This is a genomic window from Qipengyuania sp. ABI-127-1 (genome assembly GCA_022953095.1).
In the GTDB taxonomy this organism is placed as follows: Bacteria; Pseudomonadota; Alphaproteobacteria; order Sphingomonadales; family Sphingomonadaceae; genus Qipengyuania.
This window is the reverse complement of sequence record JALJCR010000001.1, coordinates 670925-687360: the sequence shown is the minus strand read 5'-3', so window position 1 is coordinate 687360 and position 16436 is coordinate 670925. Positions and strand designations below refer to the sequence as shown.

The window sequence follows — 16436 nt, the reverse complement described above, 5'->3', positions numbered from 1 at the left end:
ATGAATATCCGCAGATACACTTCCGCCGCGCTGATCGGCACGGCCCTTTTCACCCTGGCGCTGCCGGTCGGTCCGGCATTGGCGGACGCCCCTGTGAAGGAGCGCGGCGAAGCAGCCGAAGCCGCCGTCTTCGAGCAGGATCGCGCAAATATCCTGGCGATGGCAGGCGACTATAAGGTTCGTTTCGACATGCAGGAATCGACGCCCTGGCGCGAAGGCTACGAACCGCTGGAGCGCAAGATTTCGGGCGGTCATGAATCGGTGCGGGTGATCGAGGATACAGGCACGCGGATCGTGCTGCAGCACCTGCTGGTGGTGGGCTCGGGCCAGGATGCCTTCGTCATCAAGCACTGGCGGCAGGACTGGGAATATGAACCCGAACGCATTTTGACCTATCAAGGCCCGAACCGCTGGGTATGGTCGGATGTGCCCGAACCGATGCGCAGGGGACGCTGGTCGCAGACCGTGTACCAGGTCGATGACAGCCCGCGCTATGCCGGATGGGGTCAGTGGGAAACCACCAATGGCATCCGCCGCTGGCGCAGCAACTGGACGCAGCGCCCGCTCGCCCGCAGGGATGCGGTGCGCGATCCGGTCTATGACCTCTATACCGCGATCAACCGCCACCAGCTTACCCCCGATGGCTGGATCCACTGGCAGGACAACACCAAAATGGAGCTGGTCGAGGGGAAGCACCAGCCGGTGGTGCAGGAATATGTTCTCAACACCTATGCCCGCTTCGATGGCTACGACACGGCAGCGGCGGATCGATACTGGGCGGCCACCAGCGAATATTGGGCGGCCGTACGCGACCAGTGGACTCGGATCGCCGATGCCAATGGCGGGATCGCGATCGAGGAAGAGGCGCAGACGGGCACAGTAATCAGCGGAGAACTGCTGCAATTGGGCGATGCGATCCTGGCGGGAGAGCTCGATCAGGCCGAAGCAATCGCCAAGGCGCGCGGCCTGATCGCATCGCACACGTCGCAAAGCTGAGCGATCGAGGAACTGTGGGCGGGTGCATCAAGATCGCACCCGTCCCCGCGAAAGCACCCGCCCCCAACCCCGCCTCCACCCACGAATATCCCGCGTCCGCCTGCCCGGCTCCGAGGCAGCACTGCACATGCGACGCATTCCCAATTTCGACTGTAGAAAGGTCAGCAACTCAATGAGACAGCCGTATAAGGCAGTGAAGAGCAACCGCTTTCAAGCGATGGCGGGGCTCGCCACCGGCGCACAGCATAGTGTGCTGCCCGATGGCCCGAGGCCACTGCGGGGATCGACCATGCGCCACGGCTTATCGGGTGCTGCGTTGGCATTGGCATCCCTCGTCGCGGTCAGCGCCCCGGCCCATGCCGATGACACGGTGGATAGCGCGGAAGACGCACCGCGTATCGTCGTCTGGGGTGATCGCGTGGAGGATGCCCCGCGCAGCGCGACCAAGCTCCCGCTGGAAGTGGTCGATACGCCGCAATCGGTTTCCGTGCTGGGCGAGGATCTGATCGAGGATTTCGGCTTCGACGAGATCAACGATGCGCTGGCCGTGGTCCCCGGCATCCAGGTCGAGCAGGTCGAAACCGACCGCACCTATTACACCGCGCGCGGCTTCGACATTAGCTGGCTGATGGTCGACGGCCTGGCCACGCCGAATGTCTATGGCCCGACCGGCGGTTCGCTCGACACGGTATTCTACAGCCGCATCGAGGTGGTGCGCGGCGCCAATGCGCTGCTGTCGGGCATCGGCAATCCGGCGGGCACGATCAATTTCGTGCGCCGCAGGCCAACGGGCGAAACCGGCGGGTCGGCGGCGATGAGCTTCGGATCGTGGAATACCGCGCGCGCCGAGGCCGATCTCGACCTCGCGATGACGGAAAACGGCGACTGGGGCCTGCGCGCGACGGGGGCAGTCACTAGCGGGGATTCCTATCTGCGCGACTATACATCCACCCGTTATGCCGGTCAGGTGATCCTGGCGGGCGAAATCACGCCCGACCTCTCGCTCGCCCTCGGCTATTCGCATCAGCTCAACGAAGCCGACGACGTCCTGTGGGGTGCGCTGCCGCTGCTCTATACCGACGGCACGCCGACCGATTTCCCGGTAGGAACCTCGACCACGCAGGACTGGACCTTCTGGAACACGACCAATAGCCGCGCCTTTGCCGAGCTGGCATGGGACCTTGCGAGTGACTGGACGCTGCGCACCGTCCTGACCCGCCAGGAGATCGGCAGCCTGTCGGAGATATTCTACGTCTATGGCACGCCCGATCCCGATAGCGGCCTCGGCCTGTTCGGCTTTCCCGGTGCGTACGATTTCGACACCAAGGGATGGATTTCCGACACCGAACTGAGCGGCACTTTCGCGGCCTTCGGGCGCGAGCACGATGTGAGTGTGGGCATCCAGTACAGCGACACGGATTTCGACTATCTCGGCCGCTCGGTGCCCCGCAGCGATCCCGCCTGGGGCGCCTTGCCCGCCCTGCCCGACTGGACCGGGCGCGAAGTCGGACGCCCCGCCTACGATGCCCCTGCGGTACAAGCCGATTTCGATTACCGCATGTGGCGCACCTATGCCGCGACCCGGCTGGCGCTGAGCGACCGGCTGAGCCTGATCGGCGGGGCGAATTACATCGATGTCCAATCGGAAGGCTTCAGTTTCGGCGCCGATTTCGGGCGCAGCGAAAAGGCGCTCAGCCCATTTGCCGGGCTGACCTTCGAGGCGATCGACGGGGTCAAACTCTATGCCAGCTATTCGGATATCTTCCTGCCCCAGAGTGAAACCGGCACCGACCTCACGCCGTTGGGCGCGGCGAAGGGGGAGAGCATGGAAGCGGGCCTCAAGGCGCAGACAGCCGATGGCGCGTTGCTCGGCACGCTGGCAGTGTTTCGCGCCGAACAATCGAATATCGCCGAATCCGCCGGCTTCGATCCGGCATCGGGGCTGACACTCTACACCGGGATCGAGGTGGTCAGCAAAGGCGTGGAGGCCGAGATAACCGGCCGTATCGCCGAAGGGCTGCTGATCCAGGCGGGCATCACGCATCTCTCGCTGGAAGACGATCAGGGTAATGAGGTCCGCACCTATGTGCCGCGGACCACGGCGGACATCGCCCTGCGCTGGCAGCCGACCGAGCGCCTTTCGCTCGGCGCGATCCTCGGCTGGCAGGACGATGTCTATCTCGACACAGCGGTCGGGCGGATCGAAGAGGATGCCTATGCGACAGTGCAGTTGCAGGCCGGTTTCCAGCTTACGGACTCGCTCGAACTGCAAGCGAATGTCGCCAATGTGACCGACAAGAAACATCTCGCCAGCCTCTATTGGGAGCAGGCCTATTACGCGGCCCCGCGCAATTACACGCTTACCCTGCGGGGCAGCTTCTGATGCCGGGCGACGCCATGTTGTGGCTCGGCTGCGCGCTCACCCCCGGCGGCGTTACCATATTGCGGCTGTCGTGGAGCCGCGCCGCGCGATCCGCCCGGCTCAATACGCTGGGCTGGGGGATGCTGGCCGGCGGCAGCCTGCTGGCCGGAATGGCCGAGGGGGCGTGGGGTGTGGCTGTCGACGCACTTTTCGCCATGGGAACCGCGGCGCTGTTCATTGCCCGGGCCGCACTGGAACAGCCGCGCTCGGTACGCCGCACGCCCGCACCGATCAGAGCGATAGCCACGGGCGGACGGGGAGACTGGGCTCGCGGGGGAGCAACCTTCCTCCTGGCCGGCCCGGTCGCGCTGGCGGTGGCGGTGGCTGCTGCGCTGGCAGCACGCAGTCTGGCGGTCGGCTGGCGGTCGGCAGAGGCCGATGCCAATGTCATGGTCCTCGCGCTCGTCCCACTGGTGTGGCCGCTGCTGGCCTTCGCCGTGCTGATGGCTCGCGGGAGGGGGCGGCAGATCACCATGCTCATCGCCACATTTGCTGCCGTATCGCTGCCCCTGTTCGCCTTAGGAGGTCAGCCGTGAAACCGCTCTTCGCCAAGGACACCGTGCGGCGGGGCGTGGCGGCGCACTCGGCCATCGGTCTGATATGCTGCGCGCTGCTTTATCTCATCTGCGTCACCGGAACGGCGATCGTGCTGTACGAGGAATGGCAGAGGCTCGAACAACCGGGCGCGCCCGAAATGCAGGCGATCGCTCCATCGGCGGTCGATGCTGCGATCGCCAATGTCGTCGCCTCCGAAGCGGATCGCGAACCGACCACCCATCTGTTCGTCCACATGCCCACCGACGCGCTGCCGCGCACCACCGTCACCACCGATACGCAGGCGGTGCATGTCGATGGCAAGGGGGCGATCGTGGTGCCGGAAGAAAATGCCTGGGCCGAATTCCTGCTTGCGCTGCATTACCGGCTCAACCTGCCGCCGGTCTGGGGCATGACGCTAGTCGGCCTGTTCGGCGCGATGATCGTCGCGCTCGCGGTTTCGGGAATAGTGGCCCATCCGCGCATCTTCCGCGACGCGTTCCGGCTGCGCGCGCGGCGGCGAGACGATGTCGCCACGCTGGACTGGCACAACCGGCTGGCGGTGTGGACACTGCCCTTCGCGCTGGCGATGGCGCTGACCGGCGCGATGATCGGTCTGTTCTACATCTCGGGCTCCAGCCTTGCCCAGATCGCTTATGGCGGCGATGGCGATGCCGCGCTCGCCCCCGTGTTCGGGGCCGAACCCGAAGCCGACGACACCCCCGCCCCGCTGCCCCGGGTCGCGCCGGTGCTGCGCTATATGGCGCGTGAATATCCGGCCGTGCGGGTATCCTATCTCATTCTCCACGACCCCGGAACACGCGGCCAGCATATCCAGATCATCGGTGAGCACGACCGGCGGCTGATCTTCGGCGAATATTACGCCTTCGCATCCGATGGCACGTTTCGCGGAACGACCGGCCTTGCCGACGGCACCTTGGGCCAGCAATTCGCCGCGTCGATCTACAATCTCCATTTCGGCAATTACGGCGGCCTGCCGGTCATGATCGCCTATATCCTGTTCGGCATCGCGCTGAGCGCCGTGGTCGCCACGGGAACCTTCATCTGGCTCGACAAGCAGGCGCGCAAGGGCCGCCCGCGCCGCACCATCCGCGCTGGCTGGTGGGGCATCACGATCGGCGTACCCGTAGCCATCGTCACCACGCTGATCGCGCGCCTGACCTGGGGCAACGAGGCGCCCTTCGTGGCCATCTTCTGGATCGTGACGCTCGCCATCACAGCCGCCGCAGTGCATCGGTCCCGGCGGGCCGGTGCGCGCGGTCCGGCTTCTGCGACCCCGGGATTTGCCCCCTAGCGCTGCTTCGCTATAGCGGCCCCAGCAATCCCTTTGGAGAGGATCCGACCGCTATGAAACTTCGCGCGCCGCTGACCGCCGCCGCCCTGCTCGCCACCGCCTCGATCGCCGCTCAGGCGCAGGCCCGACCGATGACCCCCGAGGACGTCGCCAAGATCGAAGCGGTCGGAACCATCGCCGTCTCGCCCGATGGCAGCCGCATCGCCTATACCACCGCCAGCCTGCCCGACGTGACCGAGGGCGAAGAGAATGGAACCACGACGCAGCAACTGTCGATGGCCTACGGCCCAGGCAATGCGCGCGAGTTCCTCCCCGACGACATGAATGTCAGCGGCGTGCAATTCTCGCCCGACGGCCGCGTGGTCAGCTTCCTGTGGGCCGACGGCAAGGACGAGAAGACCGCCGTATGGGGTATCCCCGTCGATGGCGGTGCGCAGCGCAAGCTAGCCCATGTTAAGGGTGCCGCGGTGCGCTCCTATGCCTGGTCGCCCGATGGCAGCCACATGCACCTGCTGGTCGCGGCCGAGGAAGACAAGGACCGCACCAAGCAGAACAAGGCGGGCTTCAATTCGGTCGTCTACGAGGAAGAGCAGCAGCTCAATCGCCTGTTCCGCGCGCGCATCGGCGGCGAACTGGATGCCGAGCCGCAGCAGGTGACCGTGCCGGGCTATGTCACCTCGTTCCAGATCGCGGATGATGCGCGTATCGGCGTGATCGAAACCGCGCCGACCACGCAGATCGACGACGAATACGTCAACAAGAAGGTCAACATCCTCGACATGGCCTCGGGCGATGTACGGATGGTCATCAACACGCCGGGCAAAATCGACGATGTCGAGATCTCGCCCGACGCCAGCCAGCTGGCGCTGATCGCGGCGGTGGACATGAACGATCCGGCGGCGACCACAATCCATTTCGTCGATACCGCGACCGGCACGGTCACCGCGCATAATGCGGGTGCGCCCGAAGCGGTGGTCGATGTCGAATATATGGATGACGGGCGTCTGGTCGCCGCGGTGCATGTTGGCGCGCAGAGCGTTCTGCGCATCCACAATGCCGACGGCTCGCTCCAACGCGAGATCGACCCGGGCGCGCTGATCATCACCAATGTCGAAACCGCCGGTTCGGTAATCGCGGTCGAGGCGAACGCGCCCCGGCACCCGACCGAGCTGTTCCGCCTTGATGGCGACAACCTCACCCGTTGGACCAGCCACAACCCCTGGCTGAGCGAGATCGATTTCGGCGAGCAGCGCACCTTCCGCTACACAGCACGCGACGGGCAGGAAGTCGAAGGCGTGCTGATCGAGCCGGTCGGCGGAGCCCCGGCAGGCGGCGCCCCGCTGATCCTCAACGTCCATGGCGGGCCGGAAGCTCATGACAGCAATGGCTGGCAGACCGTCTATTCCAAGCCCGGCCATGTCGCGGCCGGACAGGGCTATGCCGTTTTCCTGCCGAACTATCGCGGCTCGACCGGCTACGGCACGGCGTTTTCGAAGCAGCACACCGGCAATTACACCGACCCCGAGTTCACCGATCTGGTCGATGCCAAGCGCGCGCTGGTCGCCGAAGGGATCGCCGATCCCGACCGCACCGGCGTAACCGGCGGCTCCTATGGCGGCTATGCCACCGCATGGTCATCGACCCGCTGGAGCGAGGAATTCGCGGCAGGCGTGATGTTCGTCGGCATTTCGAACCAGGTCAGCAAGTTCGGCACGGGCGACATTCCGTACGAAATGTACAATGTCCACAGCGGCAAGTGGCCGTGGGACGACTGGATGGCCATGCTCGAAGTCAGCCCCATCTTCCATGTCGACAAGGCCAACACCCCGCTGCTGATCATGCATGGCGAAGATGACACGCGTGTCGATCCGGGCCAGAGCCTGGAGCTCTATCGCGCGATGAAGATCCGCAAGCCCGACGTGCCGGTGCGGCTCGTGTTCTATCCGGGCGAAGGTCACGGCAACCGCAAGGCCGCCGCGCGCTACGACTACAATTTGCGCATGATGCGCTGGTTCGACACCTATCTGAAGACGGGTGATCGCGACGCTGCGCTGCCACCCGAACGTCCCGCGCTTCCCGCCGGGACGACGGGGACCAAGAGCGAGGACTGATCGCTCACGCGCTTACGAAAAGGGGCCGCGCGACACTGCGTCGCGCGGCCCCTTTTTCATGGAGCGAAGCCTATTTGCCGCCCGCGGCGATCCAGTCGTCGATCTTGGCTTCGAGGACGGCAAGCGGGATGTTTCCGCTGTTCAGCACCTCATCGTGGAACACACGAATGTCGAAATCCTCGCCCAGCGCGGTCTCGGCCCGCGCGCGCAATTCCTTGATCTTCAATTCACCGATCTTGTAGCCCAATGCCTGGCCCGGCATGGCGATGTAGCGGGCGACCTCGTTTTCCGAATAGTCACGCGGATTGCCGTTCTCGACCATATATTCCACCGCCTGTTCGCGGGTCCAGCCGAGCGCGTGCATGCCGGTATCGACCACCAGCCGCACCGCACGCTTCAATTCGCCATCTTCGAGCGCCTGTAGACGGTCGACCGGATCGTCGTAGAGGCCAAGCTCGTAGCCCAGGCTTTCGGCATAGAGCGCCCAGCCCTCGCCAAAGGCGGTATACCAGCCGTGGCGCAGCAGGTCCGGCAAGCCCTCGTCCTCGATCGCGAACATGATCTGGAAGTGATGTCCGGGATTGCCCTCGTGAATATAGAGCCGGACCGAAGGGCTGAGTTCGCGCTCGGCCGCGTTCCAACCGCTGAAATAGAAAGTCCCGGGGCGCGAACCATCGGCCTCGCCAGGGCGATAGGATGCGGCGAGGAAGAACTGTTCGCGATAGGGTTCGTAGGGCTCGATCCTGAGCGGCGTTTGCGGCTGGCGCAGGAATAGCGGCCCGATCGCGGCATCCACCTCCCTGCCCACTTCGTACCAGGCTTCCTGCAACGCTTCCTTGGTCTTGTAGACCTGCGGTCGGCGGTCGCCACGCTCGGCAATCGCCTGCTGGCGCGCCTTGTTGATCCGGGCAACTTCGGAAAGGCCGAGACGGTGAATCTCCTCGGCCGTCAGGGACAGCGTGGTCATCTCCTCGATGCGATAGGCGTAATAGGCATCGCCCCCGGGGGCTTCGGTCGCCCCGATGGTATCGCGAGCTTGCGGCAGATAGGTCTCGGAAAGATAGGCCCGCAGACGGCGCATGGCGGGGTAGAGCGTCCCTTCGATCGCTGCCGTCAATGCGGCACGTGCGCGGCCTTTCTGCGCCTCGGTGAAACCTTCGGGAAACTGGCGGAGCGGCGCGTAATAGGCATTTTCGCCTTCGGGCGCGGCGAGCTGCGTGTCGAGCTGTTTGATCATCAGTTCGACCGTCAGACGCGGCAGCGTGATCCCCTGTTCGATTCCGGTATCGAAACGCGCGACCACGTTTTCGACCATGTGGGAATAGGCCGCATGGCGCGCGATGTTGTTGGCGTAGTCCTCGGGGGTTTTGAACGGCATGATGCCATCAGGTGCGGAGAAGCCGGGATAGTCGCCCTGAATGCCGCGAAAATGGTCGAGCGGGAGGGCGAGGATCGTCCTGAGCACGTCCTGTTCGGTGCCCGCAAGAACGCGTTCCTTCGAATAGCGAAACGTATCGTAGGCAATCTGCTCACCCGCCGTAAGCGCCGCGCGATCGATGGTGCCCAGCGCGGCGATGTCGCACATGGCGGCCGCCCGCTCGGTCTCGTAGGATGCGGGCGAGAAATCGCCGAGGCTGCCCGCATCGGAGAAGTCGCCGCGATAGAAAGCGGCGACGGGGTTGCGATCGAGATAGGCCGCCTCGCTCTTGGCCATCAGCGCGCGCAGGCGCTCGCTTTCGGTCTCGGCGGTCTCGATCGGATCGCAGGCATGGGCCAGCGGCGCTCCGAGACTAGCGGTCGATATCGTCAGCGCAGTGGCAAGGCGCAGAACTGTGCGGTTCATCATGATCCCTCTTATTGTCCGCCGCCCGCAATCCAGGCGTCGATCTTGGCTTCGAGCACGGGCAGCGGAATATCGCCGGTATTGAGTACCTGTTCGTGGAACCGGCGGACATCGAAGGCATCGCCCAGCGCGGCCTCGGCCCGGGCGCGCAGCTCCTTGATCTTCAGTTCGCCCGTTTTGTAGGCGAGCGCCTGCGCCGGCATCACGATGTAACGCGCACTCTCACTTTCCGCGAAATCGCGCGCGGCTCCGTTGGCCGTCATATATTCGATGGCTTTCTCGCGGCTCCAGCCAAGCGCATGCATGCCTGTATCGACCACCAGCCGCACCGCGCGCAGCATTTCGCCGCCCTCGAGCGCTTTCAGCCGCTCGACCGGATCGTCATACAGACCCAGTTCGTAGCCCAGGCTTTCGGCGTAGAGCCCCCAGCCTTCGCTGAAGGCGGTAAACCCGCCATAGCGCATGAATTCAGGCAGTTCCTCGTTTTCGATCGCAAACATCGACTGGAAGTGATGCCCCGGATTGCCTTCATGCATGTAGAGCGAGATTGAGGTGCCGAGCTTTCTTTCGGCCACGTTGTAGCCGCTGAAATAGAACGTGCCGGGGCGTGACCCATCGGCCTTGCCGGGCATGTAGCTTGCCGCGAGAGAGAACTTCTCGCGATAGGGCTCGTAGGGTTCGATCCTCAGTTCGGTCTCGGGCTTGCGCAGGAAAACCTCGTCCATCAGCGGGTCGACCTGCCCGGCAACCTCGTACCAAGCGGCCTGCAAATCGGCCTTGGTGGTATAGGTCTTGCCCGTCCGATCGCCGGCCTCCGCCCTGGCTGCATCGATGGCGGCATTGATCCGGGCGACTTCGGCAAGCCCGGTTTCGTGGATCTGCCGCGCGGTCAGCGCCAGCGTGGTATTTTCCTCGATCCGGTAGGCGTAATAGGCATCGCCACCGGGATTGTCGGTCGCCGCGATGCTGATGCGCGATTGTTCCAGATATTCATTCGCAAGATAATCGCGCAGCTTGGCAAGCGCAGGGATCAGCGTGCCGGTCAGCGTTTCGCGATGCTTCTCGGTCAACCGCGCGCGCTCGGTTTCCGGAACCGTATCGGGAAAATTCGCCACCGGAGCCCAATAAGGGCTCTGCTCGACCGGTGTATCGATCTGCAGACCAAGCTGTTCGATCATCAGTTCCACCGACATGCGCGGCAAGGTGATGCCCTGTTCGGCGCCAGTGCGGAAGCGCGCGATAGAATCGTCGATCACCTTCGCGAATTCGCGGTGGCGGCTGAAATTGTTCTCGTAATCCTCGACCGTATCGAAGGGCATCAGCGCCCCGGGTGCGGAAAGGCGCGGATAGTAAACATGCAGTCCGCGAAAGTGATCTATCGGCAGGGCGAGCACAGTCGGCAGCACATCGGGCGCGGTCATCGCCAGCGTGCGCTCCTGCGTATACGCAAAGACGTCGTAGGCAATGCGATCTGTTTCGCCCAGCGCCGAGCGGTCGATTGTGGCGAGTTCGGCGAGATTGGCGTCAGCCGCCGCACGGTCCGCCGCATAACTCGAAGGCGAGAAATCGCCGAGTTTGTCGGCATCGGAGAAATCGCCACGGAAAAAAGCGCTCACCGGATTGCGGTCGAGCATGGCGGCTTCGCTGCGCTCGAACAAATCGTGAAGTTTGGCGGCTTCACGCTCATTGGCGGACATCCCGCTGTGATGCGCCGAATGATCCTGCGCGATGGCGGGTGTCGAAACCGTGGCGCAGGCGATAGCGATCGCCGAAGCGATACGAGTGTAAGTGCGGGTCATGCGAGACTCTCCCCTGAGATCGTGCGGGCCAGGCTAGCCGGTCATACCGGCACCGCAAAGCCTGTTCGACAAACGGGTTCCGCCGATCCGCAGGAAACGTCCAGCCATGCGCAAGCTCTCCGCTGGTGCCCCATCCCTGGACCCGCGAAGACTCGTGCGGCGGCTAGGGGAGATAGTCGCGACCGGCGGCCTAACCGCCGAGGATGGCGGGCAGGTCCAGCCCCTTTTCCCGCGCACATTCCAGCGCCTCTTCATAGCCTGCATCGGCATGGCGCATGACGCCCGTCGCTGGATCATTCCACAGCACCCGTTCGAGACGCCGGGCGGCATCCTCGGTCCCGTCGGCGACGATGACCATCCCGGCGTGCTGCGAAAAGCCCATGCCGACCCCGCCGCCATGGTGCAGGCTGACCCAGGTCGCGCCGCTGGCCGTGTTGAGCAAGGCATTGAGCAGCGGCCAGTCGCTGACCGCATCCGAGCCGTCCTTCATCGCCTCGGTCTCGCGGTTGGGGCTGGCAACCGAACCGGAATCGAGGTGATCGCGGCCGATCACGACGGGGGCTTTCAGTTCACCATTCGCGACCATTTCGTTGAACGCCATGCCCAAGCGGTGACGGTCGCCCAGCCCGACCCAGCAGATGCGTGCGGGCAGGCCCTGAAAGGCAATCCGTTCGCGCGCCATGTCGAGCCAGTGATGCAGGTGGTGGTTGTCGGGCAGCAGTTCCTTCACCTTGGCATCGGTCTTGTAGATATCTTCCGGATCGCCCGAGAGCGCGGCCCAGCGGAACGGGCCGACACCGCGGCAGAATAGCGGGCGGATATAGGCAGGCACGAAACCGGGGAAGGCAAAGGCGTTTTCCAGCCCTTCCTCCAGCGCGACCTGACGGATATTGTTACCGTAATCGAGCGTGGGCACGCCCGCGTCCCAAAAGGCCAGCATGGCCTCGACCTGCTTGCGCATCGAGGCGCGCGCGGCCTTTTCGACCGCCTTGGGATCGCTTTCACGTTTGGCGCGCCACTCGCCCATGGTCCAGCCTTCGGGGAGGTAGCCGTTCACCGGATCGTGCGCGCTGGTCTGGTCGGTGACGATATCCGGACGCACGCCGCGTTTCACCAGTTCGGGGAAGATTTCGGCGGCATTGCCCAGCAGGCCGACCGATTTCGCCTCGCCCGCGGCGGTCCAGCGCTCGATCATGGCGAGCGCCTCGTCCACGCTCTCGGCCTTCTCGTCGAGGTAGCGGGTACGCAGGCGGAAATCGATGCTCTCGGGATTACATTCCACCGCAAGACAGCAGGCCCCGGCCATGACAGCGGCGAGCGGCTGCGCGCCGCCCATTCCGCCGAGTCCCCCGGTCAGAATCCATTTGCCCGTCAGATCGCCATCATAGTGTCTGCGGCCGGCCTCGACGAAGGTTTCATACGTGCCCTGCACGATGCCCTGCGTGCCGATGTAGATCCAGCTACCGGCCGTCATCTGGCCGTACATCATCAGGCCCTTCCTATCGAGCTCGCTGAAATGGTCCCAATTGGCCCAGTGCGGCACGATGTTGGAATTGGCGATAAGCACGCGCGGCGCATCGGCATGCGTGCGAAACACGCCGACCGGCTTGCCCGACTGGACCAGCAGCGTTTCGTCGTCGGAAAGCGTCTTGAGGCTCGACAGGATCACTTCGAAATCCTGCCAGCTACGGGCCGCTTGGCCGATCCCGCCATAGACAACCAGCTCATCGGGATTTTCCGCCACCTGGCGGTCAAGATTGTTCTGGATCATGCGGAACGGTGCCTCGGCCTGCCAGCTACGGCAGGTGAGTTCAGGCCCGGTGGGCGACTTGATGTCGCGGGCATTGCGGCGGTCGATGGTCATTTAAGATCTCCGAAAGTGCTTTCGATGCCGTCGAATATCTCGGCGAGCGTGTCGCGCAGGTCGGCGGCCTTGTCTGGACTGAAAGTGAAGGGCGTTTCTTCGGCTTCGAGGTAGGTCGATTGGGCGATTTCCATCTGAATCGCATGGATGCTCTCGCAGGGATGGCCGTAATGCCGCGTGGTCCAGCCGCCGCGGAAGCGGCCATTTACGACATAGCTGTAAGGGCCATTGGCGCAGGCGATGGCGACAGCGCGTTCGATTGCCTGCCCGCAGGATACACCCCCATTGGTGCCGATATTGAGATCGGGCAGCGTACCATCGAACAGGAAAGGCAGATGCGACCGGATTGAGTGGCAATCATAGAGCACAGCAAAACCATGCGCGGCGCGCGCGCGGTCGAGTTCGGCGCGGAGCGCGGCGTGGTAGGGCGCGTGGAAGGCCTCGCGGCGGCGAGCAATCTCACCTTCGTCCGGCTCTTCGTGCCAAAGCGGCTGGTTCTCGAAATCGACCAGTGGCACCAGACCGGTTGTGTTCTGGCCGGGATAGAGGCTCTCGCCATCGGGCGGGCGGTTGGCATCGATGACGTAGCGATTGAATTCGGCCCGCACGATCGTCGCTTGCGGGACGAGGCCGTCATAGAGCTGCGGGATATGCCAGTCGGTATCGGCAAGCATCGCCCCGCGTTCGGTCAGCTTCGCACGGATATTCCCGGGCACGAAAGTCCCCGAATGCGGCTGCGCGAGCACGATCGGCGAGGTGCCGGGTATAATGGTGACGGGGCTCATGCACCGAAACCGGCGATCGTCTCGGCGGCAATGCCCTCGGCCAGAACCGCCGCGCCGAGCAGCTCCGCCATGGCCGCGATGTCGGGTTCCATCAGGCGGTCCCCGGTCAATGCGGGCGAGGCGGCGCGGATGCGCGTCATCGCTATTTGCAGGGTCGCGCTGGTTTCCAGCGGGGCGCGGCATTCGACGCCCTGCGCGGCGGTCATCGCCTCGATACCAAGGATGGCCGCGAGATTGGCATTCATCTCGAACAGCCGCCGCGCGCCATGGCAGGCCATCGAAACATGGTCTTCCTGATTGGCCGAGGTCGGGGTAGAATCGACCACGCGCGGATTGGCAAGCGCCTTGTTCTCGCTCATCAGGGCAGCGCTGGTAACCTCGGCGATCATCAGGCCAGATTGCAGGCCCGGCGAGGGCGCGAGAAATGCGGGGAGGCCGAAGCTCAGCGCCGGGTCGACCAATAGCGCGATGCGACGCTGGGCGATAGCGCCGATCTCGGACACGGCAATGGCAATCCCATCCGCCGCCATCCCGACCGGTTCGGCATGGAAATTACCACCAGAGACGATGCTACCATCGGACAGGACCAGCGGGTTGTCGGTCGCGGCATTGGCCTCGATCCGCAAGACATTGCCCGCATGGGCAAGCTGGTCGAGACAGGCGCCGATCACCTGCGGCGCACAGCGCAGGCAATAAGGGTCCTGCACCCGCAAATCGTCCTCGCGGTGGCTTTCGCGAATTTGCGAGCCTTCGAGAAGGGTGCGAACCGCCTCTGCCGCGACGATCTGGCCGCGATGGCCGCGCAGCGTGTGTATTTCCTCGCGGAAAGGCGCCGTGGATCCCATCGCTGCATCGAGCGACAGCGCGGTGGTGACCAGCGAATTGACGGCCAGCCGCCAGCTATCGAACAGCGCGGCCAGGGCAAGCCCGGTCGAGACCTGCGTACCGTTGAGAAGGGCAAGACCTTCCTTGGCTTCGAGCACCAGCGGTTCGAACCCGGCGCGCTGGAGCGCCTCGCCCGCCGCCATGCGTTCGCCGCGATAGAAAGCATCGCCCTCTCCGATCAGCGTGGCCGCAACATGGGCAAGCGGTGCAAGATCGCCCGAGGCACCGACCGATCCCTTCTCGGGCACTACGGGAGTGACGCCCGCCTCCACCAGTTGTTGAAGCCGCTCCACCACCACCGGGCGCACGCCCGATGCCCCGCGCCCGAGCGAAAGGCACTTGAGCGCGATTATGAAGCGCACGATCTCGGGGGCGAGCGGTTCGCCGAAACCGGCGCTGTGCGAGAGGACGAGATTGCGCTGTAGCGTCCCGAGATCGGTTGCCCCGATGCGCACGCTGGCCAGCTTGCCAAAGCCGGTATTGACCCCGTAGATCGCTTCGTCCGAGCCGACTGCCAAACGCAGTCGATCGGCCGACTGCGCTACCGCCGCCATGGCGGCATCATCGATCCGGAAGGAACCGGAGGAGCGATAGAGTGCCTCCAGCTCGGCCATGCCGAGCGATCCGGGCGACAGCGAGTCACGCATGGTAGTGGGTTCCTGCAACAATGCGGCCGCGCAGCAGGCGTCCGCCGATCCAATAGCTGAGATAGTCAGGGTGGGACACATCCCACACTGCAAGGTCGGCGCGTTTACCTGCCTCGATCGTGCCGTAATCGGCTTCCAGCCCGAGCGCCTTCGCCCCGTTCCGCGTCGCCCCCGCCAGCGCTTCTTCGGCAGTCATGCGGAACAAGGTGCAGCCCATGTTCATGGCCAGCCGCAGCGAAGAGAGCGGCGAGCTTCCAGGGTTGCAATCGGTGGCCAGCGCCATCGCGACACCCGCCTCGCGTAGCGCCTCCATCGGCGGCAGACGCGTTTCGCGCAGGGCATAGAAAGCCCCGGGGAGAAGCACCGCCACCACATTTTTTTCAGCTAGCTTAGCGGCGTCCCCAGGTGCCAACCATTCCAGGTGATCGGCGGACAAGGCATCGTAGTCGGCGGCCAGCACCGCGCCCTTGAGATCGCTCAATTGCTCGGCATGCAGTTTGACACGGATGCCAAGATCACGCGCCGTTTCGAATACGCGGCGGATTTGCGCCGGGCTGAAACCGATTCCCTCGCAGAAGCCGTCGACGGCATCGACCAGGCCTTCGGCAGCGGCAGCCTGGAGGCCCGGAATGACAATCTCGTCGATATAACGGTCGGCCTCGCCCTCGAATTCGGGCGGCAGCGCATGGGCAGCAAGCCAGCTTGTCACGATGCGGACGGGGCGTTCGGCTTCGATCGCCCGCGCGACGCGAAGCATGCGCATCTCGTGTTCGATGGTGAGACCGTATCCGGACTTGACCTCAATGACCGCAACACCGTCTGCGATCAAATCGTCCACCCGGCGCAGGGCGCTGGCGAGTAGCTCTTCCTCGCTGGCCTCGCGAGTGGCAGCAACGGTCGAGCGAATGCCGCCCCCTGCCTTCGCTATCTCCTCGTAACTCGCGCCTTCCAGGCGCAGCGCGAATTCGCGGCTGCGATCACCGCCGAAGACGATGTGGGTGTGGCAGTCCACCAGCGCCGGCGTGACGAGCGCATCGCCGAGATCGACGCGCTCCCAACAATCAAGGTCCCGGGGAAGCACGCCACGCGGCCCGACCCAGGCTATCCTCCCTTCATCCACCGCGATCGCCGCATCGTCGATCAGCCCGTAGCCGACTTCATCCGCGACCATCGTCGCGGCTCTGCAATTGATGAACACTCGACCCGTCATGGACTTGCGCAGCTCCTCTCTGTGT

General features: G+C 64.4%; 11 protein-coding genes. 5 read left to right on the top strand and 6 right to left on the bottom strand.

Annotated elements, in window-relative coordinates; all coding sequences use genetic code 11:
- The 5 genes from MUY37_RS03195 to MUY37_RS03175 all read left to right on the top strand — a co-directional run bounded on the left by MUY37_RS03195 (window position 1) and on the right by MUY37_RS03175 (window position 7378).
- Window positions 1-996: a DUF6607 family protein gene (locus MUY37_RS03195; RefSeq protein ID WP_499193966.1), complete on the top strand. Its 996-nt coding sequence runs from the start codon at window positions 1-3 to the stop codon at window positions 994-996.
- Between the two features lie 172 nt (window positions 997-1168).
- Window positions 1169-3379, top strand: a complete 2211-nt coding sequence (locus MUY37_RS03190) for a TonB-dependent siderophore receptor (RefSeq protein WP_499193965.1) — start codon at window positions 1169-1171, stop codon at window positions 3377-3379.
- Between the two features lie 14 nt (window positions 3380-3393).
- Entirely contained in the window at window positions 3394-3954 is a 561-nt protein-coding gene (locus tag MUY37_RS03185; RefSeq protein WP_499193964.1) for a hypothetical protein, read from the top strand.
- Window positions 3951-5267 carry a PepSY-associated TM helix domain-containing protein gene (locus tag MUY37_RS03180; RefSeq protein WP_499193963.1) on the top strand — a complete coding sequence of 439 codons (1317 nt, stop codon included), beginning with the start codon at window positions 3951-3953 and terminating at the stop codon, window positions 5265-5267. Before MUY37_RS03185 ends, MUY37_RS03180 begins: the two co-directional genes overlap by 4 nt.
- Before the next feature lie 53 nt (window positions 5268-5320).
- Entirely contained in the window at window positions 5321-7378 is a 2058-nt protein-coding gene (locus MUY37_RS03175) for a S9 family peptidase (protein ID WP_499193962.1), read from the top strand.
- 70 nt (window positions 7379-7448) lie between these two features.
- Here MUY37_RS03175 and MUY37_RS03170 read toward each other — a convergent pair whose 3' ends face one another.
- From MUY37_RS03170 to hutI, 6 genes are all read right to left on the bottom strand, one after another.
- Window positions 7449-9224 carry a DUF885 domain-containing protein gene (locus MUY37_RS03170; RefSeq protein ID WP_499193961.1) on the bottom strand — a complete coding sequence of 592 codons (1776 nt, stop codon included), beginning with the start codon at window positions 9222-9224 and terminating at the stop codon, window positions 7449-7451.
- Window positions 9225-9232: 8 nt separating this feature from the next.
- Window positions 9233-11020: a DUF885 domain-containing protein gene (locus MUY37_RS03165; protein WP_499193960.1), complete on the bottom strand. Its 1788-nt coding sequence runs from the start codon at window positions 11018-11020 to the stop codon at window positions 9233-9235.
- A gap of 190 nt (window positions 11021-11210) precedes the next feature.
- Window positions 11211-12884, bottom strand: a complete 1674-nt coding sequence (hutU, locus tag MUY37_RS03160; RefSeq protein WP_499193959.1) for a urocanate hydratase — start codon at window positions 12882-12884, stop codon at window positions 11211-11213.
- Entirely contained in the window at window positions 12881-13669 is a 789-nt protein-coding gene (gene hutG / locus MUY37_RS03155) for an N-formylglutamate deformylase (RefSeq protein WP_499193958.1), read from the bottom strand. The genes hutU and hutG overlap by 4 nt, the downstream gene beginning before the upstream one ends.
- The gene (hutH, locus tag MUY37_RS03150; protein WP_499193957.1) at window positions 13666-15201 is read right to left on the bottom strand and encodes a histidine ammonia-lyase; all 1536 of its coding nucleotides are present in this window, start codon (window positions 15199-15201) and stop codon (window positions 13666-13668) included. The genes hutG and hutH overlap by 4 nt, the downstream gene beginning before the upstream one ends.
- Window positions 15194-16411 carry an imidazolonepropionase gene (hutI, locus tag MUY37_RS03145; protein ID WP_499193956.1) on the bottom strand — a complete coding sequence of 406 codons (1218 nt, stop codon included), beginning with the start codon at window positions 16409-16411 and terminating at the stop codon, window positions 15194-15196. Before hutI ends, hutH begins: the two co-directional genes overlap by 8 nt.
- Window positions 16412-16436: the final 25 nt, after the last annotated feature.